The sequence below is a fragment of the Butyrivibrio sp. genome, from assembly GCF_015056685.1.
Lineage (GTDB): Bacteria > Bacillota > Clostridia > Lachnospirales > Lachnospiraceae > Butyrivibrio.
Map to the genome: position 1 here is coordinate 1 of NZ_SVFW01000056.1, position 24,275 is coordinate 24,275.

Annotated in this window: 20 protein-coding genes, 1 other RNA gene and 1 pseudogene; 17 read left to right on the plus strand and 5 right to left on the minus strand. The window is 40.7% G+C overall.

The features are described 5' to 3' along the window. The first annotated feature begins 165 nt into the window (after positions 1-165). Positions 166-1,251 carry a PucR family transcriptional regulator gene (locus E7303_RS15620; protein ID WP_292146352.1) on the plus strand — a complete coding sequence of 362 codons (1,086 nt, stop codon included), beginning with the start codon at positions 166-168 and terminating at the stop codon, positions 1,249-1,251. Here the strand turns inward: E7303_RS15620 and ffs are convergent. Together ffs and E7303_RS18105 are read right to left on the minus strand one after the other, a co-directional pair. Beyond that, positions 1,252-1,492: signal recognition particle sRNA large type (gene ffs, locus E7303_RS15625), an RNA gene on the minus strand. Continuing rightward, positions 1,492-1,878, minus strand: a pseudogene (locus tag E7303_RS18105) (RrF2 family transcriptional regulator); the annotation flags it as partial. The gene ffs and the pseudogene E7303_RS18105, both read right to left, overlap by 1 nt. 89 nt (positions 1,879-1,967) lie before the next feature. Here E7303_RS18105 and tadA point away from each other — a divergent pair. The 7 genes from tadA to E7303_RS15665 all read left to right on the plus strand — a co-directional run bounded on the left by tadA (position 1,968) and on the right by E7303_RS15665 (position 11,660). Continuing rightward, positions 1,968-2,492, plus strand: a complete 525-nt coding sequence (tadA, locus tag E7303_RS15635; RefSeq protein WP_292146353.1) for a tRNA adenosine(34) deaminase TadA — start codon at positions 1,968-1,970, stop codon at positions 2,490-2,492. Then, a complete protein-coding gene (locus tag E7303_RS15640) occupies positions 2,492-4,006 on the plus strand; it encodes an extracellular solute-binding protein (protein ID WP_292146354.1) in 1,515 nt (504 codons plus the stop codon). Before tadA ends, E7303_RS15640 begins: the two co-directional genes overlap by 1 nt. A gap of 93 nt (positions 4,007-4,099) precedes the next feature. Then, a complete protein-coding gene (locus tag E7303_RS15645; protein ID WP_292146355.1) occupies positions 4,100-6,391 on the plus strand; it encodes a hydratase in 2,292 nt (763 codons plus the stop codon). Beyond that, positions 6,391-7,944, plus strand: a complete 1,554-nt coding sequence (locus E7303_RS15650; protein ID WP_292146356.1) for a glycoside hydrolase family 9 protein — start codon at positions 6,391-6,393, stop codon at positions 7,942-7,944. The genes E7303_RS15645 and E7303_RS15650 overlap by 1 nt, the downstream gene beginning before the upstream one ends. Positions 7,945-8,016: 72 nt before the next feature. Beyond that, a complete protein-coding gene (locus tag E7303_RS15655; RefSeq protein ID WP_292146357.1) occupies positions 8,017-8,808 on the plus strand; it encodes an alpha/beta fold hydrolase in 792 nt (263 codons plus the stop codon). Between the two features lie 10 nt (positions 8,809-8,818). Beyond that, the gene (locus tag E7303_RS15660) at positions 8,819-10,420 is read left to right on the plus strand and encodes a Mur ligase family protein (protein ID WP_292146358.1); all 1,602 of its coding nucleotides are present in this window, start codon (positions 8,819-8,821) and stop codon (positions 10,418-10,420) included. A gap of 31 nt (positions 10,421-10,451) precedes the next feature. Beyond that, the gene (locus E7303_RS15665) at positions 10,452-11,660 is read left to right on the plus strand and encodes a D-alanine--D-alanine ligase family protein (RefSeq protein WP_292146359.1); all 1,209 of its coding nucleotides are present in this window, start codon (positions 10,452-10,454) and stop codon (positions 11,658-11,660) included. Between the two features lie 41 nt (positions 11,661-11,701). Here E7303_RS15665 and E7303_RS15670 read toward each other — a convergent pair whose 3' ends face one another. Beyond that, positions 11,702-12,433 carry a lysophospholipid acyltransferase family protein gene (locus E7303_RS15670; RefSeq protein ID WP_292146360.1) on the minus strand — a complete coding sequence of 244 codons (732 nt, stop codon included), beginning with the start codon at positions 12,431-12,433 and terminating at the stop codon, positions 11,702-11,704. A 155-nt stretch (positions 12,434-12,588) separates the two neighbouring features. Between E7303_RS15670 and E7303_RS15675 the strand changes: the two genes are divergently transcribed. From E7303_RS15675 to E7303_RS15685, 3 genes are read left to right on the plus strand one after another with little or no spacing between them, the layout of a single operon-like run. Further along, positions 12,589-13,926, plus strand: coding sequence for a dihydroorotase (locus tag E7303_RS15675; RefSeq protein ID WP_292146361.1), 1,338 nt, complete (start codon positions 12,589-12,591; stop codon positions 13,924-13,926). Further along, complete coding sequence (locus E7303_RS15680) at positions 13,923-14,720, plus strand: dihydroorotate dehydrogenase electron transfer subunit (protein ID WP_292146362.1); 798 nt, start codon at positions 13,923-13,925, stop codon at positions 14,718-14,720. Before E7303_RS15675 ends, E7303_RS15680 begins: the two co-directional genes overlap by 4 nt. A gap of 29 nt (positions 14,721-14,749) precedes the next feature. Beyond that, complete coding sequence (locus E7303_RS15685; RefSeq protein WP_292146363.1) at positions 14,750-15,655, plus strand: dihydroorotate dehydrogenase; 906 nt, start codon at positions 14,750-14,752, stop codon at positions 15,653-15,655. A 64-nt stretch (positions 15,656-15,719) separates the two neighbouring features. Here the strand turns inward: E7303_RS15685 and E7303_RS15690 are convergent, their stop codons facing one another. Then, positions 15,720-16,352: a hypothetical protein gene (locus E7303_RS15690; protein ID WP_103870072.1), complete on the minus strand. Its 633-nt coding sequence runs from the start codon at positions 16,350-16,352 to the stop codon at positions 15,720-15,722. 177 nt (positions 16,353-16,529) lie between these two features. Between E7303_RS15690 and ispE the strand changes: the two genes are divergently transcribed. Together ispE and E7303_RS15700 are read left to right on the plus strand one after the other, a co-directional pair. After that, positions 16,530-17,399 (plus strand): 4-(cytidine 5'-diphospho)-2-C-methyl-D-erythritol kinase, encoded by an 870-nt coding sequence (gene ispE, locus E7303_RS15695; protein ID WP_292146364.1) that lies wholly within the window; start codon positions 16,530-16,532, stop codon positions 17,397-17,399. 14 nt (positions 17,400-17,413) lie between these two features. Further along, entirely contained in the window at positions 17,414-17,866 is a 453-nt protein-coding gene (locus tag E7303_RS15700; RefSeq protein WP_292146365.1) for a DUF1934 domain-containing protein, read from the plus strand. A 25-nt stretch (positions 17,867-17,891) separates the two neighbouring features. On the opposite strand, the gene E7303_RS15705 is transcribed toward E7303_RS15700, so the two are convergent. After that, complete coding sequence (locus E7303_RS15705) at positions 17,892-18,365, minus strand: hypothetical protein (RefSeq protein ID WP_022772381.1); 474 nt, start codon at positions 18,363-18,365, stop codon at positions 17,892-17,894. A 174-nt stretch (positions 18,366-18,539) separates the two neighbouring features. Here E7303_RS15705 and tig point away from each other — a divergent pair, with 174 nt between their 5' ends. The 4 genes from tig to guaA all read left to right on the plus strand — a co-directional run. Then, positions 18,540-19,817, plus strand: a complete 1,278-nt coding sequence (tig, locus tag E7303_RS15710; protein ID WP_292146366.1) for a trigger factor — start codon at positions 18,540-18,542, stop codon at positions 19,815-19,817. Between the two features lie 29 nt (positions 19,818-19,846). After that, the gene (asnS, locus tag E7303_RS15715; protein WP_292146367.1) at positions 19,847-21,238 is read left to right on the plus strand and encodes an asparagine--tRNA ligase; all 1,392 of its coding nucleotides are present in this window, start codon (positions 19,847-19,849) and stop codon (positions 21,236-21,238) included. Between the two features lie 91 nt (positions 21,239-21,329). Further along, on the plus strand, positions 21,330-22,721 hold the full coding sequence (locus E7303_RS15720; protein WP_292146368.1) for a C40 family peptidase: 1,392 nt from the start codon (positions 21,330-21,332) through the stop codon (positions 22,719-22,721). Between the two features lie 40 nt (positions 22,722-22,761). Continuing rightward, positions 22,762-24,275: glutamine-hydrolyzing GMP synthase (gene guaA, locus E7303_RS15725; RefSeq protein ID WP_292146369.1), on the plus strand; the 1,514-nt coding region annotated here is incomplete at its 3' end.

Here is a 24,275-nt window from a genome sequence, read left to right on the forward strand (position 1 = left end):
AAGGTTAAGTTTGCATTCGATGTTGAGAAGATCCACATCTTCGACAAAGAGACAGAGAAGACAATCACAAACTAATATTAAAAATGGGAAGGCTATCGCGCGAGCGATAGCCTTTTTTTCATGCGTTATGTTATACTTATAGTAATATTGCAAGGAGGTAGACAGATGATTTCTGCGCAGACTATCAAGGGAAGTATAGATGAGTTAGGAGCAATTACAAAAGTTGAGCTTTGTGTTATGGACTTAAACGGTGATATTGTAGCTTCTACTACTGAACGGGAAATGCTTGATATTTCTATAATTACAAGTTTTGCACAATCTCCGGTTGATTCACAGGTTATTGGAGATGTTCATCTGTTTAAGATACTTGACGAAGGTGAGCCTTCTTACGTTCTTTTAGCAAAGGGTGACAGCGAGCACGCATATATGGTTGGCAAGATTGGAGTCAGTCAGCTTCAGAATCTAATTGTAGCTTACAAGGAGAGATACGACAGAAACAACTTCTTCCAGAATCTGCTCCTTGATAATATGCTTCTTATTGATGTATATAACAGAGCACGAAAGCTTAAGGTAGAAGTTAATGTACCAAGAGTTATCATTTTGGTCGAGGTTAAGCATTCCAATGATAATACTGCACAGGAACTTCTCGGAAGCATGTATGCACCACATACAGGTGATTATGTAACTGCTGTCGATGAGAACAGCGTCATATTGATAAAGTCTCTTGCTAAGTCTCAGACATATGAAGAGGTTCAAAAAATTGCAACAACAATTGTGGATATGATGAACACTGAGGCTATGCTCGATGTAAGGGTATCCTACGGAACTATAGTGGATGAACTTAAGGATTTGAGCAAGTCATACAAAGAGGCCAAGATGGCTCTTGAGGTTGGAAGGATATTCTATGCTGAAAAGAGAGTCAATGCCTACAATACATTGGGTATAGGAAGACTTATTTATCAGCTTCCTGAGAGCCTTTGCCGAATTTTCATCGATGAGATTTTTGGTGGAAAAGAAGTTCCGGATGACCTTGACGAGGAGACTTTAAATACAATCAATAAATTCTTTGAGAACAATCTTAATGTCTCTGAGACTTCAAGACAGCTTTTTGTTCATAGAAATACACTTGTCTATAGAATTGAAAAGCTGGAAAAGAGCTCTGGACTTGATGTTAGAAAATTTGATGATGCACTTACATTTAAGATTGCTCTTATGGTAATAGGATATATGAAATATCTGGAAAACAGGTAAAAAAGAAGCGGTTCTGTGAAGGACGCATGCACGTTGACTTTAGGCAGAATAAGGCAACCTTACAACACATGGAAGGTTCTACTTAGTGCTGCTTCGTTCCCGACCTGACACGGTTCGTAGATTTCCATTGCATAAGACCCGATTCTGCACAAAAGGACTGCTACATGCACCCTTCACAAAACCGCTTTATTACTATACTTTGTTTTTTGTATATTGTCAATTTTGATCTATTAAATCTTGAAGACTATAGCTGTTGATGTAGTCATTTACTACCTTATCGAGCCCGGCCCAAAAAGGAAGAGTTGAACAGGAATCCGATAATGGACAAGGATTTCCTTCACTGCCCGAAACACATTCGATAGGAGTAAGGCTTCCCTCAACAGTTCGAAGGATATCGCCAATATTACAATCTTTAGGTTCTCTTGCCAGGCGGTAACCACCATTGTTTCCACGCATGCTAAGTAAAAAACCTGACTTGTTAAGACCAGAAACAATCTGCTCAAGATATTTAACTGTGATATTCTGGCGACTTGATATATCTTTTAGCGAAATGAATTCCCCATTGTCGTGAAGAGCAATATCCATCATGACTTTGAGGGCATAACGACCTTTAGTGGAAATTTTCATTTATATGACCTCTGAAACAATATATAATAAACTTGTGGAAATATGACATGTATATCATATAATAACAAAAAAAGAAATCAATTACTACTATGAAATTACAAGCAAAATCAAGAGTTATAGACGAAGAACAAGAAGATAATAAGTACATGAAAGCTGCAATAGCGCAGGCTAAGAAGGCATATAAACTTGGGGAGGTGCCGATAGGATGCGTTATTGTTTATGAAGGAAGGATTATAGGAAGGGGATACAACAGGCGCAATACAGATAAGACTCCGCTTGCTCATGCAGAGATAACAGCTATAAAAAAGGCAGTTAAAGTCATGAAGGACTGGAGACTTGAAGAGTGTAAGCTCTATGTTACTTTGGAACCTTGCCAGATGTGTGCGGGAGCAATTGTACAGGCGAGGATACCGGAGGTCATTATGGCTGCAGAAAATCCGAAAGCTGGTTGTGCAGGTTCTGTAATGGACATTCTTAATAATCCGGACTTTAATCATCAGGTTACAGTGAAAAAGGGAGTTTTGAAGGAGGAGTGTAGCAAACTATTAAAAGATTTTTTTGTTGAACTTCGTGCGAGAAATAAGGCATTGAAGGAGCAGAAAGGAAATCTCTAGTGAGAGTAAGGATTTTTACTAGCTTAATTGCTCTCGGGATGCTGCTAGCATGTACAGCCTGCGGAGCAAAAGAAAATGACTACACCAAAGAAGACCCGGTTACTATTACATACTTAACAATTGGTGAAAAGCCATCTAATGGAAGGACTGAGGAAGTAATAAAAGAGCTGAATTCAATTCTTGAAAAAGAAGTGAATGCAAGACTTGATGTCTATTACATTCCTTGGAAAGACTATCTGGAAAATTATAATATTGCGTTGGATTCAGGAGATGTTGATCTGGATTTGATCGGTACCGGAAGCGATTGGCTGGATGCCTGGCCGAATGCCATAAAAGGCAACTTTTTACCTCTTTCAAAAGAAATGTTGCAAGAATACTGTCCACAAACATATTCCAACATAAAAAAAGAAGATTGGGAAAAGTGTTCATACAACGGAAGTATTTATATGATTCCGGAGAATGAGTACAAACAGTGGATAAATCATGGATTTGTATACAGGAAAGATCTAGCCAGAGAGGCAGGGCTTGACAAGGTTAAGTCATGGGCAGATCTGGATAAGTATCTTAAATATGTGAAAAAAGCCCATCCTGATATGTTGCCTTGGGATGCGGATGGTAAGACAGTGATACATACTTTGGGCTACCTTATGTCCGTAAGGAAGTATGCGCCTATTTATGAACTGAGCACATACGGAATCTGGGGAGCATATACCGATGATCTGAAAACCATAGTTTCTCCATATTATACAGGCGATGAGTTTTTAGAATATGCAAAACTCATGAAGGATTGGGATGAAAGTGGTATATGGAGAGATGATTTTAGATTTACCGGGGATAACACAGAAGAGTTTTTCTCTGGATATACGAGTGTTGTTCAGCACCATACACAGAAGTATTACTCAGAAATAAAGCCTACAATGGATGTAATGATCCCTGACGCAGAAACGGATTTTTTCTGGTTTGGTGAAGAAAACAGCAATTTGATGAGAAACAGTATTCTCCACGGTGCAATGGCAGTTTACAGTGGATCCAAGAATCCTGAAAAAGCGCTTATGGTATATGACCTTCTAAGAAATGATCCAAGATGCTACAGATTGATCAATTATGGAATAGAGGGTGTCCAATACGAGGTCAATAAAAACGGATTATTGGAAAAGCCCAACGGATATAATGCTGATAGAGATGGAATAGTCATGAATTTCTGGTGGGGAAGAAGGGACGCCCTTGAAATCCAGGATTCCTCATACAATTGGAATGAATACTATGACCTGATTGATACATATGATAGAAATGCCTATTCGTACCCGTGGGATAGCGTTCCTTTTTCAACAGAGGATATCAATAAAGAGATAAAATCCATAGTAGAAGTGTTCGACAAATACCTTCCGGCGATAACTTATGGTCAGTATGATGTGACACCTGAAGAAGAGGTGGAGATGTTCAGACAAGAGCTAAAAGAAGCAGGAATCGAGGAAGTTACTGCAAAGCTTCAGCGAGTTTTGGATTCATATTAAAAAATATCCTACCAAGTAGTGTTTATCTATGGTAGAATAGCGCTTATAAAATTGTATACATGTATAGCGGTTAAAAAGGGTAGGAGGAAAACAATGGTAACAACATACGAAAATGGATGTTTTTTACTAAATGGAACCACACTTGTTTTAGATGACAACGATGCATCTGCAAAGCTTTTTGCAGAAGGTTTTGACGGTGTAACTAAAGAGCAGGCAAAAGAAAATACAATATGTTACGGAATTCTGAAAGCACATAATACATCCGATAGCATGGATAAGCTTTGCGTTAAATTCGACAAGCTTACTTCACATGACATCACTTATGTTGGAATCATTCAGACTGCAAGAGCTTCAGGACTCACTAAATTTCCTATTCCTTACGTTCTTACAAATTGCCACAATTCTCTTTGTGCTGTAGGCGGAACTATAAATGAAGATGACCACATGTTTGGACTTACAGCAGCACAGAAGTATGGCGGAATATATGTACCACCTCATCAGGCAGTAATTCACCAGTTTGCAAGAGAGATGCTGGCATCAGGCGGAAGCATGATCCTTGGCTCAGACTCCCATACCAGATATGGAGCTCTTGGAACAATGGCTATCGGTGAGGGCGGACCTGAACTTGTAAAACAGCTCCTTGGACAGACATACGATGTAGATATGCCTGGAGTTGTAGCTATTTACCTTGAAGGTGAGCCTAAGAAGGGCGTTGGACCTCAGGACGTAGCGCTGGCTATTATCGGAAAAGTATTCGGCGATGGATATGTAAAGAATAAAGTAATGGAGTTTGTTGGACCTGGTGTTAAGAACCTTAGCGCTGATTTCAGAATTGGCGTAGATGTAATGACAACAGAAACAACATGTCTTTCATCCATATGGCAGACCGATGATGAGATAAAGGACTTCTATGATATCCACGGAAGAGCAGCTGATTATAAAGAATTAAAACCTGGAAAAGTTGCCTACTATGATGGTTTGGTAAAGGTTGATCTTGGCTCTATCAATCCTATGATCGCGATGCCATTCCATCCAAGTAACGTTTATGAGATTGATGAGGTGAACAGAAACGCAGCTGATATCCTTGCTGATGTAGAGAAAAAAGCAAAGGTAAGCTTTGGTGATAAGGTTGAGTTCTCTCTCATGAATAAGCTTAAAGATGGCAAGTTCATGGTTGATCAGGGAATCATTGCAGGTTGCGCAGGTGGCGGATTTGAAAATATCTGTGCGGCAGCAGATATCCTCAAGGGCAAATTCATAGGAAACGACAGATTTACACTTAGCGTTTATCCTGCCTCAACACCTATCTATATGGAAATAGTTAAAAATGGTGCGGCTGCAACTATTATGGAGTCAGGTGCTATATTAAAGACAGCATTCTGCGGACCTTGCTTTGGCGCAGGCGATACTCCGGCAAACAATGCATTCAGTATCAGACATTCAACCAGAAACTTCCCTAACAGAGAAGGGTCTAAGGTTCAGAGCGGACAGATTGCTTCTGTTGCTCTTATGGATGCCAGATCAATTGCTGCAACAGCTGCAAACAAGGGCGTTCTTACACCTGCTACAGAATTTGTGGGTGACTTTAATAAATACAAATATCATTTTGACAGCGCAATATACAAGAACAGAGTATTTGATTCTCATGGCGTTGCAGATGACAGTGTTGAGCTTCAGCTTGGACCTAACATCAAGGATTGGCCAAGCATGGTTGCCCTTACAGACAATCTCCTTTTGAAGGTTGTATCTGAGATCCATGATCCTGTTACAACTACTGATGAACTTATTCCATCAGGTGAGACATCATCTTATCGTTCAAATCCTCTTGGACTTGCTGAGTTTACACTTTCAAGAAAAGATCCTGCTTATGTAGGCCTTGCCAAGGAAGTATATGCTCAAGAGATAAAGAGACGTGAAAATGTTCCTATGGAAGAGCTTGATCAGGAGCTTGCAAAAGCAGTAAATACCATCAAGGCTCAGTTCTCTGATGTAAATAGTGCCAACACCGGAATTGGTTCAACAATATTTGCAGTAAAGCCTGGCGACGGATCAGCAAGAGAGCAGGCTGCTTCTTGCCAGAAGGTACTTGGAGGATGGGCAAATATTGCCAATGAATATGCTACAAAGCGTTACCGCTCAAACCTTATCAACTGGGGTATGTTACCATTCATAATTGATGAGGGAGAGCTTCCGTTTAAAAATAAAGATTATATTTTTATTCCTGGAATCAGAGATGCCGTATATAATAAGAGTGAAGAAATTAAAGCATATGCTGTTTCTGAAAACGGACTTAAAGAGTTTTCATTGAGACTGGGGAATCTGACTGATGATGAGAGACAGATTATTCTTGATGGATGCTTGATAAATTATAACAGGGTAAAATAATGTTTCTTATTATGAGAGGGAAAAAGAAAATACTGGCAGTAGTCGTTGCTACTGCTGTTATAGGAAGCGCCGCAGGCTGCGGCGCTTCTTCTAGTGATACTACAATAGAAGATAGTGAAAAAAAGACTGCCAGTTTTGACTATGAGGCTCCTGTCCAGACGCCCAATATCCTGGTGGATCAGAATGGTTTTTTACCTGATTCTGATAAAGTTGCAGTATTTAGGGGAAAAGAAATACCGACAACATTTACTGTGAATCGGATCGAGGATGGTACACCGGCTTTCGAGGGCGTTATCCTAAAAGAAACCTATGACGAGGAGCTTGGAGAATCCTACGCTCTTGGATATTTTACGGATCTTGTGGAAGAAGGAAGTTACTACATTTGCGCAGATTACCTGGGAGAATCCTATTCTTTTTCTATTGCTGAGACCACAGTCTCGGACACTTTCGATGAAGCCTGCAAAAAATTCTACTACAACAGGTGCGGAATAGCTCTTTCTGAAAACTATGCAGGTGAAAGTGGCCACAGCGCCTGTCATACAAACGCAGCCAGACTTCAGGAGGATGAGAGCATCCAGATTGACGTCACAGGCGGATGGCACATGGATGAGCAGGCAGACAGGGACACTAATGTCGGAAGTAAGATAGCTGAAAACTTTCTTTTGGCGTATGAGATGGACGAGGAAGCCTTTACAGATGAACTGGGAATCCCTGAGAGTGGCAATGGTATTCCTGATATTTTGGATGAAGTCAGATATGAAGTGGAATGGCTTATCAAAATGCAGGATGATAAAACAGGCGGAGAGCATGGAGCGGCCCTCACAGACAGCAGCAAGGGCGGAGATGTCATAAACTATCCGGTTGTTGTTACCCCGGTTTCAATGGAGGCAACCATCAATTTTGCAGCTACTTTGGCAAGATTCAGCTATTTTTATCAGCAGTATGACGCAGAATTTGCAACAACGTGCCTGAGGGCAGCAGATAAAGCCTGGAACTGCTATAGAGTGAATCAGAATATAGCTGATGACCCACTGGCCTTTAAGGCAGCTACTCAGCTCTATAGGGCAACAGGCAGTGATGCCTATAAAGATGTGATCAACGCATTTTTTACAAAGTCAGATTTTGATGAACTCTTTAACAGTAATGAAGATGTTTTTATCGGTTCAGTGACATATCTTTCCACTAGCCAGGCCGTTGATGTTGATCAGTGTGGTAAGCTCATGAAATGCCTTATGAAAAGGTCCGGTGAAATTGCTGATGAGTCATCAAAGAGTACATATCTTGTGTCTGACCTTGAGTCGGAAGAAGGATTTCTGAATCTTTTATACGACATGAGATGCCTTACTATAACAGATCACATCATATACAATCATGAATACACAACGATAATAGAGAACCATCTCCATTATCTTATGGGAATGAATCCGGATGCTATGAACTATGTGACAGATTCAACCGAGAGAACTTATCAGGATGAGGCTGGAAAGGCGGGAATCTTAAACGACCCAAGAAATGATGCCCTGCTGATATTTATGTTAAGTGTTTTAAAATAACCACTTTTTACTATCTAAATGACAACCTTTTAATTTGCATGGCACTTTCTTAGGTGTTAATATGGATGAGTCATGAATACAAATATTAATGGATTAAACATAAATTACATAGATGAAGGACAGGGACCACTGCTTGTGATGCTCCATGGCTGGGGATCAAACATAGATCTTTTTGCCGGAGTTATTGCTTTTGCAAAGAGCAAATATCATGTGGTGGCGATGGATATGCCCGGATTTGGAAAGAGCGATGAACCGGCAGAGCCCATGAACGTTGATGCATTTGTGGATTTTGTTCTGGCTTTTATCAAAAAGCTCTATCCGGAAGAAAAAGAGGTGATTTTCCTCGGACATTCTATGGGTGGCAGGATCATAATAAAGCTTGCATCCGGAATCCATGATGGAAGGATAAAGGCTCGCTTTTCTATTCCAAAGGTGATCCTTACTGATTCGGCCGGAATTATTCCTGAAAAGACTGAGGCGCAAAAGAAGCGCACAAAGAGATATCACTTCTATAAGAATCTCATAGAAAAAAGCGGATTTTTAAAGATTGATCCCGATGCTCTTAATAAACTTCAAAAGAAATTTGGAAGTGCCGATTATGCTGCGGCTTCACCTGTTATGAGAAAGAGCCTTGTTATGGCGGTTAATGAGGACCTGGTTCCTTACATGCCATCAGTAACTCAGCCGGCTCTTTTGATCTGGGGCGATAAAGACACAGCGACACCGCTTTCTGACGGACAGCGCATGGAAAAGCTCATGCCTGAGGCCGGACTTGCTGTGATAAATGGCGCAGGACACTACTCATTCCTTGATAATCCGTATCTTTACAACAGGATTCTTGGAAGCTTTTTAGGCATTGATTAAGAGGTAAAGCATGTTTTTAATGATAGGAAATATAATAATTCTATTACTTGTTCTTGTGATGGCGGTACTGGGACTTAGGTATTACACCCATATGCTCCAGCTATCAAGCTATCAGTTTCAGGGATATTTCAGATTCTTAAGGTCCATCCCACGAAATCTTGTGGCGCACGGAGCAGTTCTTTTGGCAACTGTAGCAGCACTTATTGCAGATAAGGCCGGAGTGAGAATAGCACTTATTGCGCTGATCATATTCGTTGCTTTATATGTATTTCTCATTTTTGCATATCTTCCAAAGCCCGCTAAAAAGAAATTTGTAGTCACTGACAGAGTAAAGAGACTTTTCATAACTTATGTGGTTATTGCAGCGATCATCCTTGTGGCTGGCACTATTGCTTTCAATTTGATCGCAATTCCTTCCGTGATCTTCATGGCTCTTTTGCCGCTTGTTCCTGCACTGGCCAATCTTATAAACAAGCCGATAGAAAACAGAATAAATCAGTACTTTATCGACGATGCCAAGAGAATGCTTAGAGAGCATGAGAATCTTCGCATTATAGGTATTACAGGAAGTTTTGGTAAGACAAGTGTTAAGTATTACCTTACGACACTTTTATCAGAAGGCTTTAGTGTACTTATGACTCCTGAAAGCTACAACACTCCAATGGGAATTGTAAGGACTATAAGAGAGCATTTAAAGCCAACACATGAGATTTTTGTGTGTGAAATGGGTGCTCGTCACATTCATGATATAAAAGAGATAACTGATATCGTTCATCCTGATGACGGAATAGTTACATCAATTGGATATCAGCATTTAGAGACATTTCACAGCCTTGAGAACATCATAAGCACAAAATATGAGCTGCTTGATGCGGTGGATGAAAAAGAAAAAGCCGAAGGCAAAAAAGAAGGTAAACACCTTAAATTTGTAAACGGCGACAATGAGATAATCCGTGCCAATATGAAATATAAGGATGCCATCACTTACGGACTTAACGATGGCAACGATTACCAGGCAAAAGATATCAGGGTTAACAGCCAGGGAACAACCTTTACTGTTACTTCTCCAAGTGGAGAGACAGCAGAATATACGACAAAACTTGTAGGAAGACATAATGTTGAGAATATAGTTGGTGCAATTGCTGCAGCCAACAGTCTTGGAATCTCAATGTCCAAGCTTAAGATTGCAGTAAGGCGTCTTCAGAGCGTTCCTCACAGACTTGAGCTCAATAAGCACGGTAATGTATCCATACTTGATGATGCTTACAACTCCAATCCAAATGGAGCAAAGGTTGCGCTTGAGACATTATCTCTTTTTAAGGACCACGTTAAGATCCTTGTTACTCCGGGAATGGTTGAGCTTGGTGAAAAAGAGGATGAGTACAACAAAGAATTTGGAAGGCAGGCTGCTGAGGTTTGCGATTACATTATTCTTGTTGGAGAAAAGAACAGTGCTTCAATAAAGGCAGGAGCTCTGGAAAAGGGCTTTGATCCTGAGAGATTGTTTGTAAAGAATACTCTTAGCGAAGCTACAGCTCTTATGTATGAGATAGATGCAGGAAGAGAAAAAGTTATTTTGCTTGAAAATGATCTTCCGGATAATTATAAATAAATGATAACAGTTTTAGGAAAGAAGGCAGTTTATGAAGCTTAAAGTTGCAGTTTTATTTGGTGGAAAAAGTACTGAGCATGAAATTTCAATAATTTCAGCAATTCAGGCTATAGGCAGTATCAACAAGGAAAAATATGACATTATCCCTGTTTATATGACAAAGAATAATGATTATTATGTTGGAGAATATGTGGACAAGATAGAGGAATATACACATATTCCTGAACTTTTAAAAAAGAGCACTCAGGTTATCTGGGTTAAAGAAGGCGACAAGGTATCTCTTATGAGATATCCAATGAAGAAATTCGGAAATAATGTTATTTCTCAGGTCGATGTTGCATTCCCTATTGTTCATGGAACAAACGTAGAAGATGGTACTTTACAGGGCTATCTTGCTACTCTTGGTCTTCCTGTTGTTGGATGTGATGTTCTTTCATCAGCAGTTGGTATGAACAAGTATGTTATGAAGACAGTTTTAAAGGATAACGGGATCCCTGTTCTTGACTGCAAGTGCTATACATGGAAGGACTACGAGGACGTTAACGGACTTGTTGAAAAAATAGAAAAGCAGTTTGATTATCCTGTAATTATCAAGCCATTAAATCTTGGCTCAAGTATCGGTATAAAGAAGGCATCTAACAAAGATGGCTTATTAGAAGCTCTTGATCTTGGATTTGAGTTCTCTAAAAAGATCCTTGTTGAGCCGGCAATTACTGAGCTTAAAGAGATCAATTGCTCAGTTCTTGGTGATTATGAGTCAGCACAGGCATCAGAGTGTGAGGAACCTATCAACTCTGATGAGATCCTTAGCTTTGAAGATAAGTACATCAGTGGAGCAAAGGGCTCAGCTAAGGGTGGTGCCAAGACTGGCGGTTCAAAGGGAATGGCATCTCTTAAGAGAAAAATCCCTGCTGACATCACATCTGAGATGAGAGATCAGATTAGAAAAATGGCTGTTGACGCATTTATCTGCCTTGGATGTTCAGGAGTTTCAAGAATTGACTTTATGATCGACATGGCAACAAATAAAGTATATTTAAATGAGATCAATACAATTCCGGGATCACTTTCATTCTATCTTTGGGAGCCTCTTGGAGTTAAATATGAGCAGCTTTTAGACAGCATGATACAGCTGGCTCTTAAAGCAGACAGAGAAAACCATAAGGTTGTATATTCATTTGAGACAAACGTCCTTGAAGGCGTTCACCTTGGTGGTGGAACAAAAGGAAGTAAGATGTAATTAATTAAAATGGCGAGTGCAGTTTAGCACTCGCCATTTTTTCAAGAATTTACGTTCTTGAGATAGGTTTCTTCAACGATCTTTTTAACATACTGATCGATATTTTTCTGATCTTCCTTGGAAAGCTCACTCATAACAACAGGCTTGCAGTACTCGATAGTCACATGAGTGCTCTTTATCAGTGGAAAATGCTTTTCCAAAATATCTTCCGTGTGGGTAACTACTACAGGAACGATCGGGCAATCAGTTCTTTGAGCTATCTTAAAGCTTCCTTTGTGGAACTCGCCAAGTGGCTGATCTGTCTTGTTTCTGGTACCTTCAGGATAGATAAAGATTGAGATGCCGTTTTTAACTTTTTCGATGGCGGAAAGGATCATCTCAAGACCTTTTTTAAGGTCCTTCCTGTCAAGGAAGAGGCAGTCCATATAGATCATCCAGATGTTAAGGAGCGGAACTTTAAGGATTTCTTTTTTGGCAATGAATCCCGTTGGATTAGGAACTCTTGGATAACACAGAACTATATCAAAAATGCTTCTGTGGTTTCCAACATAAAGAACAGCCTTGTCCTTTGGAACATTTTCCTCACCGATGACAGTTCTTTTGACACCGGAGATAAAAATAACTACATTGAAAGCCCAGCTGACGATAGCAAGTGAAGCAGTCTTTTTAGCCCATGGATTGAACTTACCGACGATCCAGAGGATTCCCTGAATAGGGAGACTGACTATTAAAAATACAGCTACAAATATAACTGCGAGAACTAAACGTATCATTATAAACTTGTTTACCTTTCTTTTGTACTTAATAAATCCACCATCTATTTTCTCACGGCTCATAAAAAATAGAAAGAGGATTTTTAACTTGAAAACCATATGTCCGGTAGTGCATTATATAGCATAAGGACAAATTCATATTCAAGGGGATGCAAATGTTACTGATTAAAAATGGACAACTTATGGATCCGGCTTCAGGATTGTGCGGGCTTTGTGACGTGCTTGTTGATGGAGACAGGATCGCTAAGATTGGAATGTGTGGAAGCCTCGATGACATGGCTACTGAGAGCATGCTGCTAAGAGAGGATGAGGCAGGAAATGGACTGACAGATGCGCAGTCAGAAGATACCCTGGTATCAATTGATGCCGCAGGATGCATAGTTGCACCTGGACTTGTGGACGGACATGTTCATTTCAGGGACCCTGGTTTTACTTATAAAGAGGACATCGAAAGCGGGGCAAAAGCTGCTGCAAAGGGCGGATTTACAAGCGTTGTCATGATGGGAAATACAGACCCGCATATGGACAATACAGATACTATCAAAGATGTGCTGGAAAGAGGCGCCAAAACCGGAATTAACGTTTACACCTGCGGTAATGTAACTAAGAACATGGCAGGAAAAGAACTTGTGAATATGGATGAACTTATAGGCGCAGGAGCAGTTCTTTTCACTGATGATGGGAAGCCGATAGTTGATGAAGAACTTATGGAAAGAGCCTGCAATGAAGCGGCAAGAGTCGGAAAAGTCATAAGCCTTCATGAGGAAGATCCTTCATTTATAACAGACAATGGCATAAACGCAGGAGATGTGGCTGAGAAGCTCGGATTAGTGGGATCCCCAAGAGAAGCAGAGATTTCCATGGTGAAAAGAGATATCGATATAGCAGGAAGAACAGGCGCAAGTATCACTGTTCAGCATATAAGCGCTGCGGAATCGGTTGATCTTATCAGGAATGCCAAAAGGGAAGGACTCAGTATTCATGCAGAAGCAACGCCCCATCATTTTACGCTTACAGAAGATGCAGTGCTGAAATACGGAGCACTGGCAAAGATGAATCCACCACTCAGACTTGAAAGTGACAGACAGGCCATCATAGAAGGCATAAAAGATGGAACAATAGAAATGATCGCAACAGATCATGCTCCTCATGCAAGAGAGGAAAAGGCAAAAGACATAAAGGGTGCTCCAAGTGGCATAACGGGACTTGAGACTTCGCTTGCACTTGGTATAAGAGAACTGGTTAACAAGGGATACCTTAGCCTGATGGAGCTTTTGAAAGCAATGACTATCAATCCTTCCAGAATATATGGGATTGATGCGGGTTCTATAAGAGAAGGCGGCTGGGCAGATCTTGTTATTTTTGCCCCGGGTGAAGAGTGGAGCTTTGTTCAGAGCGCTTCGAAATCGTCAAATACCCCCTTCCTTGGTGAGAGATTACCGGGAAAGATTATTTATACAATATGCAGAGGAAAGGTTGTGTACAAAGCATGACAAAGAAAATGAAAAAAGAAGCAAAAGTACTAAGCCAAAAGCTGCTTGCAGATGGCATTTTTGATCTGTGGCTTGAGACAGAAATAGCAAAGGATACTTGTCCTGGGCAGTTTGTTGGCGTGTACACAGTAAATAAGGCAGCTCTTTTGCCCAGACCTATCAGCGTATGCGAGGTAAACAAGGAAAAGACTGCTATCAGACTGGTTTACAGAGTAGTTGGAACCGGAACAGCTGAATTTGCATTGTATCAGCCGGGGGATTACATGATGATCCTTGGACCTCTTGGTAACGGCTTTCCTCTTGAAAAGGCAGAGGGAAAAAGAGTTGTTTTGATGGGAGGCGGAATTGGAGTTCCACCACTTCTTGAAACAGCTAAGAGACTTAGCGAAGGCACAAATAAAAAAGCCCTGGAAGTAATGACAGTAATGGGATACAGAAATTCTGAAACATTCCTTTCAGACGAATTTGAGAAATACAGCAGACTTTACATTGCTTCTGACGACGGAAGCATAGGAACCAAGGGTAATGTAATTGATGCGCTAAAAGAAAACAAGATAGACTGCGATGTTATTTTTGCCTGCGGACCAATGCCAATGCTCAGGGGAATCAAGGCTTATGCGCAAGAAAATGGTATCAAGGCATATCTTTCCCTTGAGGAGAGAATGGCCTGCGGCGTAGGTGCCTGCCTTGGCTGCATCTGCAAGACCAAAAAAGTAGATGATCATTCACATGTGAAAAATGCCAGGATCTGTACAGACGGACCTGTGTTTGATGCAGATGATCTTGATATGTAAGAAACTATTTGAGGATTGTGAGAGTAGATATGAATACAAAAGTTAAGATAGCAGGAGTAGAATTTAATAACCCGGTAATGACAGCATCAGGAACTTTCGGATCAGGCATGGAATATGCTGAGTTTGTGGATCTTAATAAGCTCGGAGCTGTAGTTACTAAGGGCGTTGCCAATGTTCCGTGGGAAGGAAATCCTACGCCCAGAGTTGCAGAAGTATACGGTGGAATGCTAAATGCAATAGGTCTCCAAAATCCCGGAGTGGACGTATTTATAGACAGAGACCTTGAGTTTTTGAAAAAATACGACACAAAAGTAATCGTAAATGTCTGCGGAAAGACTGTAGAAGATTACCTTGAAGTGGTTGAGAGACTCTCTGATGAAGAAAGAGTTGATATGCTTGAGATCAATGTCTCCTGTCCAAACGTAAAAGAGGGCGCCATTGCCTTTGGGCAAAAGAAAGAGGCTCTTTTTGATATAACAAGCAGGATAAAAAAAGTATCCAAAAAACCCATTATCATGAAGCTCAGCCCCAATGTCACAAGCATTGCAGAGATGGCAAAAGCAGCAGAGGCAGCAGGAGCTGATGCGATTTCTCTCATAAATACCATAACAGGCATGAAGATTGATATTTATAAAAGAAAATTCGCTCTTGCCAATAAAACCGGTGGACTTTCAGGGCCTGCGATCAAACCTGTCGCTGTGAGAATGGTTTACGAGGCTTCAAGAGCCGTAAATATCCCTGTTATAGGAATGGGTGGAATAGCAAATGCAGAGGATGCCATAGAGTTTATCATGGCAGGAGCAACTGCAGTAGCTGTTGGAGCAATGAACTTCCATGACCCGTATCTTACAGGAAAAGTGGTAGATGGAATTGAAGAGTATATGAGAAATTACAATGTGGATGATATAAACAGTATCAGAGGCATAGTTGAATAACCGACATAAGAAAAGGAAGAGCCGTTGTAGCTCTTCCTTTTCGATTACTAGCAACTCTTAGTCTTTACTCACTGTCTGTTTTTCCGGTGAGTTCATCGAACCCTTTCATTACAGCTGCATAGGTCTGCTTTGAAATTTCCGGAAGCTCTCCGCCCCAGGTCTTTTCAGCCTGTGCATAGCCCTTCTCGAAAGCATCTCTCATCTTTTCGAGCTTATCAGGGTCGTCGCCAGCCAGCGTCTTGGCAAAATCAAGGATTCTTTCAGAGGTCTTATTTACACCCCAGTAGCCATCCTCGGCGATATCTGCCTGCGCCTGTGCCTTTGTCGCTGCGTCTACAGTGAAATCTCCTTTTGCAAGGAATTTCCACATAGAATCCTCGTCATTTTCAGAATTAGCTATGCCATAGGTCTTGGCCTGCTTGCCCATCATCTTGTGGACAATGTCCAAAAGCTGTTGCTTACGCATTTCTACGTCAGCCTGCATCTGCTTAATGATCTGGGTTCTGTCCGTATTTTTGGAAGATACTTGTGAGGTCTTATCGCTTCCCTCATCTGACTTCTCATATACGGCAGCGGCTTCAGCTTTCACCTTAACTTCATCGTCTTTTTTCTTTTCTTCTACAGAAGAAGGATTGACAGAAGAAGCATAGGTGGTTGCGATGTTGTTAGTAACCTCGGTAACTCCGTTTACGCCCATATAGAACTCCTTTTCCGCGTAGGTCCCTAAAAACCGCGCTGAAACGAAACTATAGTTTACCTATTCCTCTTATCGGCTGATTTTTTAAAAACTTTAGCGTTTTTTTTAATTTTTTTTCTTGAGTTTATGTATAATGAGTGAGAAGATTTTAGAAAAGTAGAATTGGAGCGGATTTTAATGAAAATAACTCGCAAAGCGTACGCAAAAATCAACCTTGGACTTGATGTCACAGGTAAAAGAGCTGATGGGTACCACATTGTTCGCATGATAATGCAGAACGTGGATTTATTCGATACATTGGATTTTGAAGACAACGAGACAGGTGAAATAGTTTTGACGGCTTCTTCACCAAAGATTCCTACAGATGACAGCAATCTTATCTGCAAAGTTGCCAAGCAGCTTCAGGATAAATTTAATGTAAAAAAAGGTGCGAATATTAGTCTTGTAAAAAGAATTCCTGTTGCTGCCGGAATGGCTGGCGGAAGCACAGATGGAGCAGCAGCTTATATCGCACTCAATGAGCTCTGGAACCTGGGCCTTAGTAAGGAGGAACTGTGTAAACTTGCAGTAAATCTTGGAGCAGATATACCTTATTGCATTATGGGCGGGACTATGCTGGCAGAAGGAATTGGAGAGGAGCTAACTAAGGTTTCTGACCTGCCGCATTGCTACATAGTAATTGCAAAGCCTGCAATTGATGTTTCAACAGGCTGGGTATATAAAGAACTGGATAGTAAAGAAATCGTGGATCACCCTGATATTGATGGTATAAAAAGAGCAATTGAAAAAGGTGATATCCATGAGATGTGTGATCTTATCGGCAATGTCCTTGAACCTGTGACTGCCGGTAAATATGACGAAATCGGGAAAATAGAGAACATCCTTGAGGACAACGGTGCAATAAGAGCTTTTATGACCGGAAGCGGTCCAACTGTTTTTGCTATTTTTGATGACAAAAATAAGGCTGAAGCAGCATTAAAAGAAGTAGAAAAAAGCAGGCTTGCACCAGAACTCTTTTTATCAGGACCAATAAATCCTGAGGAATGATTGAGGTGTTTTGCATGAAAAAGAATGTAGATGTAAATGTTACCGGTATTCATTCAAGACCCGGTGAACCAACTGAAAAGATTGTTACAACTTCCATGGGAATGTATGAAGTATTGGATGATGGAAGTAAGATAATAGAATATGATGAAAAACAGGATACCGGAAGCGGAAAACTCTGTGTTCACAATAAGGTGTGTATCGCATCCGACGGTAATAGTATGGAGATTACAAGGGGTGGAGACATGAATTCCAAGCTTGCATTTGGAAAAGAGCTTGAGTATGACACTGCCTATGAAACTCCTTATGGAACGATGCAGATGAAAGTAGTTACCACAAGCTTTGATTTTATAAATATCAGACATGAGGAGGAAATGAAACTCATGGCTGAATATGAACTTGAGATGGGTGGCGAAGTTTTGTCGGATTCCATGATAATCATAGAAATAAAAAATGCTGAGACAGTTTAACTGTCCCAGCTTTTTCTTTTTACTGTTATTTAACCATTTTAGCTCCGGCTTTTTCCTGAGCCTTGGCAACAAGATTCTTAAAGAATCCCTTCTTCTGTTCAGGTGCCTGAACCTTACCGTGAAGACCCTTAACCTCTGTAACATAGATTCCACTAACTGAAGCCTTAACTTCTTTTTTAACCGGAACCTGATCATAAATCTTTTCGTCACAGATAAGACTCATTACTCTGTTTCCAACTCTTACCTTAAGGATTGGAAGTTTAGATCTTCTGAGAAGCTTAGGTGTCTGCTCAATAACTGACTGAGGAAGACCTGATTCGTTTAATTTCATTCTCTTTTTATCAATTATAAGCATAGTGATCGTCTGCTTCATCGCATCAAGCTGAACCTGCTGTTCGGCCTGCTTCTTCTGAGCTCTTTTACCAACTATGATCAAAGCAACGATGGCAGCGATAAGAATCACTGAAATAACAATAGCAACGATAGCCCCTGTACTCAAAATATAATCCTCCAAATAATAAAAATATAGCAAGATGTATTTTAGCATTATTTAGGAAGATAAGCAAATAAAATACTTTAATCTGTTTGTAAGGTGTGGTAGTATAAAAAATATTGTTTTTACAAATGTTATGAAAGGTGGAATTATACCGATTTCACTGGAGGAGAATTAGAAATGAGAAACAAAATCGCGTTATTAATGACTGGAGTTTTAGTCGTTGCATCACTTACAGCCTGCACTGGAAAAAATAATACAGAAACAGCTACAAATGCAGCATCAGAGACCAGCTCAGTTAGCTCAGATGAGGCTGCAGGTGCTGCTTCAGATAGCTCAGCAGAGACAACACCTACAATTTCAGCTTTAGAGAATCTTGAGAACCTTGAGACAATGACACTTGCAGAGATCAACCCAGAAGAGTTTGTTACTCTTGGCGAGTACAAGGGTGTTACAGTAGAAGTTGCAGCACCAAATGTTACTGATGAAGATGTTGAGAGCCAGCTCAGCAGCATCTTTTCAAGCAACCCACCTATGACTGAGGTTACAGACAGAGCAGTTCAGGATGGAGATACAGTAAATATCGATTATGTGGGTAAATATGCTGACAGCGGTGAAGCTTTTGATGGCGGTACAGCTCAGGGAGCAGATCTCGTTATCGGATCCAATTCATACATTGATGGTTTTGAGAGCGGACTAGTTGGAGCAAATATTGGTGATACAGTAGATCTTAACCTTACTTTCCCAGAGGATTACGGTGCTACAGATCTTGCCGGCAAGGATGTTATTTTTACAGTTACAATCAACAGCATCTCTGTAAAGTCAGATGATATGACAGATGAGTGGGCAGCTGGTCTTGGTGCTAACTTCAGCAACATTGGTGAAGGCTACGAAGACAGAGCAGTTACAAATCTTGCAGATTTAAGAGAATACATCAGATGCGGACTTGAACAGGACGCTAAGGATACTTACAATAGCAATGTAGATAACGAAGTTCTTACAGCAGTTATGTCAAATTGCGAGTTTAAGGAAGTTCCTGAGAAGCTCTACAACAGATATCTTAAGCAGCAGAACGAACAGCTTGAGTACTATGCAAGCATGTATTCTATGTACGCTGGAAAGCAGCTTACATCAAGTGATATAGTCAATATGATGATCCAGAATGAAGGCTCAGCTCTTTCAGGAGATGATTATTTAAAAGAAATGGTAACAAATTCTACACAGCAGTTCATTATGTTTGCTGCAGTTGCAAAAGCTGAAGGAATTGAAGTTACAGATGATGATATAGATGCATATCTTAAGAATGCTTACGATACAGCATCAACAACAGCTTACAGCTCATATGAAGACTTCAAAGCAACAATTGACCCTGAAGTTTACAGAGAAGGTTTGATGGCAGAGAAGGTATTAGATTTCCTTGTAGAAAATGCTAATGTCGTTGAGCCAGCAGGAGAATAATTTACCTTTTTCATAGATTGGAGGACGCCATGGAATTAGTTGATATCAGAGCGCTGTTTGAACAGCAGGAAAAGTATTCAGGACAGAAAGTTACTGTAGGTGGATGGATCAGAAATATTCGTGATTCAAAGACTATCGGTTTCATCATGCTTAATGATGGTACATATTTCAAGCCCTTGCAGGTTGTTTATACTGACGGACTTGCAAACTTTGCAGACATCAGCAAGCTCAATGTAGGCGCAGCAGTTATAGTAACTGGTAGTATTGTTGCAACTCCTAATGCAAAGCAGCCATTTGAGATGCAGGCTGATTCAGTAGAGATAGAGGGACCTTCAACTCCTGATTATCCACTTCAGCCAAAGAGACATACACTTGAGTACCTCAGAACAATTCCTCATTTGAGAGCAAGAACAAATACTTTTGAAGCTGTATTCAGAGTACGTTCAGTTGCTGCATATGCTATTCATTCTTTCTTCCAGGAGAGAAACTTCGTATATGTTCACACTCCACTTATCACAGGAAGTGACTGTGAAGGTGCAGGAGAAATGTTCCAGGTTACAACAATGGATCTTAACAACGTTCCAAAGACTGAAGAGGGAGCAGTTGATTACTCAAAAGACTTCTTCGGAAAGCCTGTAAACCTTACAGTTAGTGGACAGCTTAATGTTGAGACATATGCATTCGCATTTAAGAATGTTTACACATTCGGACCTACATTCCGTGCAGAGAATTCTAACACAACAAGACATGCAGCAGAGTTCTGGATGATCGAACCTGAGATGTGTTTTGCAGATCTTAAGGATGACTGTGATACAGCAGAAGCAATGCTTAAGTATGTTATCAGTTATGTTCTTGAGCATTGCCCTGAAGAGATGGCATTCTTTAACGAGTTCATAGATAAGGGACTTATCGATAGACTTAACAACGTAGTAAACAACAAGTTTGGCCGTATTACATATACAGAAGCTATTGAGCTTTTGGAAAAGCACAATGATAAGTTTGATTACAAGGTTTCATGGGGATGTGACCTTCAGACTGAGCATGAGAGATATCTTACAGAAGAGATCTTCAAAAAGCCTGTATTTGTAACTGATTATCCAAAGGAAATCAAGGCATTCTATATGAAACTTAATCCGGATGGAAAGACTGTAGCAGCAGCTGACTGTCTTGTTCCAGGAATCGGAGAGATCATTGGAGGAAGCCAGAGAGAGGATGATCTTCAGCTTCTTGAGAGCCGTATGGATGAACTTGGAATGAAGAAGGACGAGTATCAGTTCTATCTTGATCTTCGTAAGTACGGTAGTGTTCGTCACGCAGGATTTGGTCTTGGATTTGAGCGTTGTGTAATGTATCTTACAGGAATGGGTAACATTCGTGACGTTGAGTCATTCCCAAGAACAGTTGGTAACTGTGAACTCTGATGATCATTTGAGAGTTGGACACATATATAAGTCAATATTGTTGTATAATGATATTGAAGTAAAATCTTAATTAGGAGCAAGGGGGATAGGTATGAAAAAAAGTAGTTTTTTTGTAGTAATAGCTATGTCTCTTGTTATGAGTTTACTGGTGGCAGACCCTGTATGGGCTACCACCAGTACTGATTTACAGCAAAAACAGAATAAGCTTGAACAAGAACAGAAAGCACTGGAGTCCCAGCAGAAATCACTCCAGTCACAACAAAAAGACAGCCAGAACAAGTTAAACAATGCAAACAGTCAGATAGGCAGTATTTCAGAAGCCAAAGGGGAAACAAAAGAGGCCATTGATGAGACCAATGCAGTTATTGTTGGTCTTATGACAGATATAGAGCTCATCAAGGAAGACATTGACAGGACGCAAGAGCAGATCGAGATAACACAGCAAGAGTATGATGAGGCCAAAAAGCAGGAAGAGACCTTGTATGAAGCGATGGTTCAGCGAGTTAAGTTTATGTACGAAAAGGGAAACCTGTCGTATGTGCAGATTCTTTTGACTGCAACAAGCTATGCTGATGCGCTTAATAAGGCCCAATATGTTGAACAGCTTTATGAATATGACAGAATAAAACTTGCAGAGTATGTAGCAGCCAAGGAAAAGGCTGAGGCATATGGCAAACAGTTGGAAGAAGAAAAGTCAGAACTTGAAACTTCCAAATATGAGCTGGAAGAGGAAGAAGCTTATATGGAGGAAGTGCTTGCTGAGTACAAGGCAACTTATGCTGATTATGAGGTTAAGCTTGCCAAGGCAAAGCAGGAGGCTGCAGTTTATACAGCTCAGGTAAAGAGTCAACAATCAAGTATAGCATCGCTTCAGAAACAGATAGAAGCAAAAGAAAAGCAGGTTGAAGAGACCAAAAAGGCAAAAGAAGAAGCATTAAAGGCAGAAGAGGAAGCAAGAAGAGCTGCAGAGGAAGCTGCCAATGCTGAAAATGAAGATGGTGATAATTCCGGCTATTCTACTGGTACCGGGACAACTTCTTCAGGAACAACATACACAGATACAACTTCAGATTCAGATGATGACGACGATGATGATGATAATTCGTCAGGTTCTTCCAAAAGCTACGCTGCAGCAGGAAGTGCAACTGGTTCGAATATTGCGAAGTTTGCATGCCAGTTTGTAGGTAATCCCTATGTAGCAGGTGGAACAAGCCTCACAGACGGAGCAGATTGTTCGGGCTTTGTAATGGCTGTATATCAGGCCTTTGGAATATCGGTTCCCAGAACATCATGGGCTCAAGGATCTTATGGAACAGAGGTTTCATATGAAAATGCTCAGCCTGGAGATGTTATTTATTACGGTGGACATGTCGGAATATATATCGGTGGTGGACAGATTGTTCACGCAAGTACTCAGAAAACCGGTATCAAGATTACTAATGCCAACTACAGATCCATGATATCTGTAAGAAGATATATTTGATAATACATGGTAACTATTAACTCTGTTATATGGAGGAAGCATGGCTACAGAAGAAAAAGTTATAGTAATTGACTTTGGCGGGCAATACAATCAGCTTGTTGCCAGAAGAGTCAGAGAATGCAACGTTTACTGCGAAATTTATTCTTATCGCACACCTATCGACCAGATTAAGGCGATGAACCCCAAGGGAATTATTTTAACAGGTGGACCCAATTCCTGTTATGAAGAGGGAGCCCCAACTTATACTAAAGAGCTCTTTGAACTTGGAATTCCTGTACTTGGTTTATGCTATGGAGCTCAGTTAATGATGCATGTACTTGGTGGAAAGGTTGAGAAAGCACCTGTCCGTGAGTATGGTAAGACTGAGACATTTATAGACGGCTCTAAGGATACTCTTTTTGCCGGTATAGAAGAGAAGACTATAGTATGGATGAGCCACTTTGATTATATCAGCAAGGTTGCTCCGGGATTTGATATTATCGCTCATACAGCTGACTGCCCTGTTGCAGCAGCCGCATGTGAGGACAAAAAGCTTTATGCGATCCAGTTCCATCCTGAAGTTCTCCATACTGTAAAGGGTAAAGAGATCCTTCATAACTTCGTAAGAAATATTTGTGAAACAGCCGGAACATGGAGAATGGATTCTTTTGTAGAGAATACAATTAAGGAAATCCGTGCGAAGGTTGGTGACGGCAAGGTATTACTTGCACTTTCCGGTGGTGTGGATTCATCTGTCCTTGCAGCGCTTCTTGCAAGAGCAATCGGAAAACAGCTCACATGCGTATTTGTAGACCATGGTCTTCTTCGTAAAAATGAAGGCGATGAGGTTGAGAGCGTATTTGGACCAAACGGTAATTTTGATATCAACTTTATCAGAGTAAATGCAGCACAGCGCTACTATGATAAACTTAAGGGCGTAGAAGAGCCTGAGCGCAAGCGTAAGATCATTGGTGAAGAGTTCATCAGAGTCTTTGAGGAAGAAGCCAAGAAGATTGGAACTGTAGATTTCCTTGCACAGGGAACTATTTATCCTGACGTTGTTGAATCAGGACTTGGTGGAGAGTCAGTAGTTATTAAGTCCCACCACAATGTTGGAGGACTTCCTGACTATGTTGATTTCAAAGAGATAATCGAACCACTTCGTTCCTTGTTTAAGGATGAAGTTCGTAAGGCAGGTCTTGAACTTGGCCTTCCTGAATACCTTGTATTCCGTCAGCCATTCCCAGGCCCTGGCCTTGGAATCCGAATTATCGGTGAAGTTACAGCAGAGAAAGTAAGAATTGTTCAGGATGCTGACTTCATCTACAGAGAAGAACTTGCAAACGCAGGTCTCGAGAAACTTCCTGATCAGTATTTTGCAGCTCTTTCCAATATGCGTTCGGTAGGCGTAATGGGAGATGAGCGTACATACGATTACGCAGTAGTCCTCCGTGCAGTTGAGACAGTCGACTTCATGACAGCCGAAGCTTCAGAGATTCCATTTGCAGTACTTCAGAAAGTCATGAGCCGTATCATAAACGAGGTTAAAGGTGTTAACCGCGTAATGTACGATCT

Excerpts from the sequence above, each read along its gene's own strand:
- E7303_RS15620 (WP_292146352.1), top strand. The coding sequence starts at position 166 with ATGATTTCTGCGCAGACTATCAAGGGAAGTATAGATGAGTTAGGAGCA.
- tadA (WP_292146353.1), top strand. The coding sequence starts at position 1,968 with ATGAAATTACAAGCAAAATCAAGAGTTATAGACGAAGAACAAGAAGAT.
- E7303_RS15645 (WP_292146355.1), top strand. The coding sequence starts at position 4,100 with ATGGTAACAACATACGAAAATGGATGTTTTTTACTAAATGGAACCACA.
- E7303_RS15650 (WP_292146356.1), top strand. The coding sequence starts at position 6,391 with ATGTTTCTTATTATGAGAGGGAAAAAGAAAATACTGGCAGTAGTCGTT.
- E7303_RS15655 (WP_292146357.1), top strand. The coding sequence starts at position 8,017 with ATGAATACAAATATTAATGGATTAAACATAAATTACATAGATGAAGGA.
- E7303_RS15660 (WP_292146358.1), top strand. The coding sequence starts at position 8,819 with ATGTTTTTAATGATAGGAAATATAATAATTCTATTACTTGTTCTTGTG.
- E7303_RS15665 (WP_292146359.1), top strand. The coding sequence starts at position 10,452 with ATGAAGCTTAAAGTTGCAGTTTTATTTGGTGGAAAAAGTACTGAGCAT.
- E7303_RS15670 (WP_292146360.1), bottom strand. The coding sequence starts at position 12,433 with ATGATACGTTTAGTTCTCGCAGTTATATTTGTAGCTGTATTTTTAATA.
- E7303_RS15675 (WP_292146361.1), top strand. The coding sequence starts at position 12,589 with ATGTTACTGATTAAAAATGGACAACTTATGGATCCGGCTTCAGGATTG.
- E7303_RS15680 (WP_292146362.1), top strand. The coding sequence starts at position 13,923 with ATGACAAAGAAAATGAAAAAAGAAGCAAAAGTACTAAGCCAAAAGCTG.
- E7303_RS15685 (WP_292146363.1), top strand. The coding sequence starts at position 14,750 with ATGAATACAAAAGTTAAGATAGCAGGAGTAGAATTTAATAACCCGGTA.
- E7303_RS15690 (WP_103870072.1), bottom strand. The coding sequence starts at position 16,352 with ATGGGCGTAAACGGAGTTACCGAGGTTACTAACAACATCGCAACCACC.
- ispE (WP_292146364.1), top strand. The coding sequence starts at position 16,530 with ATGAAAATAACTCGCAAAGCGTACGCAAAAATCAACCTTGGACTTGAT.
- E7303_RS15700 (WP_292146365.1), top strand. The coding sequence starts at position 17,414 with ATGAAAAAGAATGTAGATGTAAATGTTACCGGTATTCATTCAAGACCC.
- tig (WP_292146366.1), top strand. The coding sequence starts at position 18,540 with ATGAGAAACAAAATCGCGTTATTAATGACTGGAGTTTTAGTCGTTGCA.
- asnS (WP_292146367.1), top strand. The coding sequence starts at position 19,847 with ATGGAATTAGTTGATATCAGAGCGCTGTTTGAACAGCAGGAAAAGTAT.
- E7303_RS15720 (WP_292146368.1), top strand. The coding sequence starts at position 21,330 with ATGAAAAAAAGTAGTTTTTTTGTAGTAATAGCTATGTCTCTTGTTATG.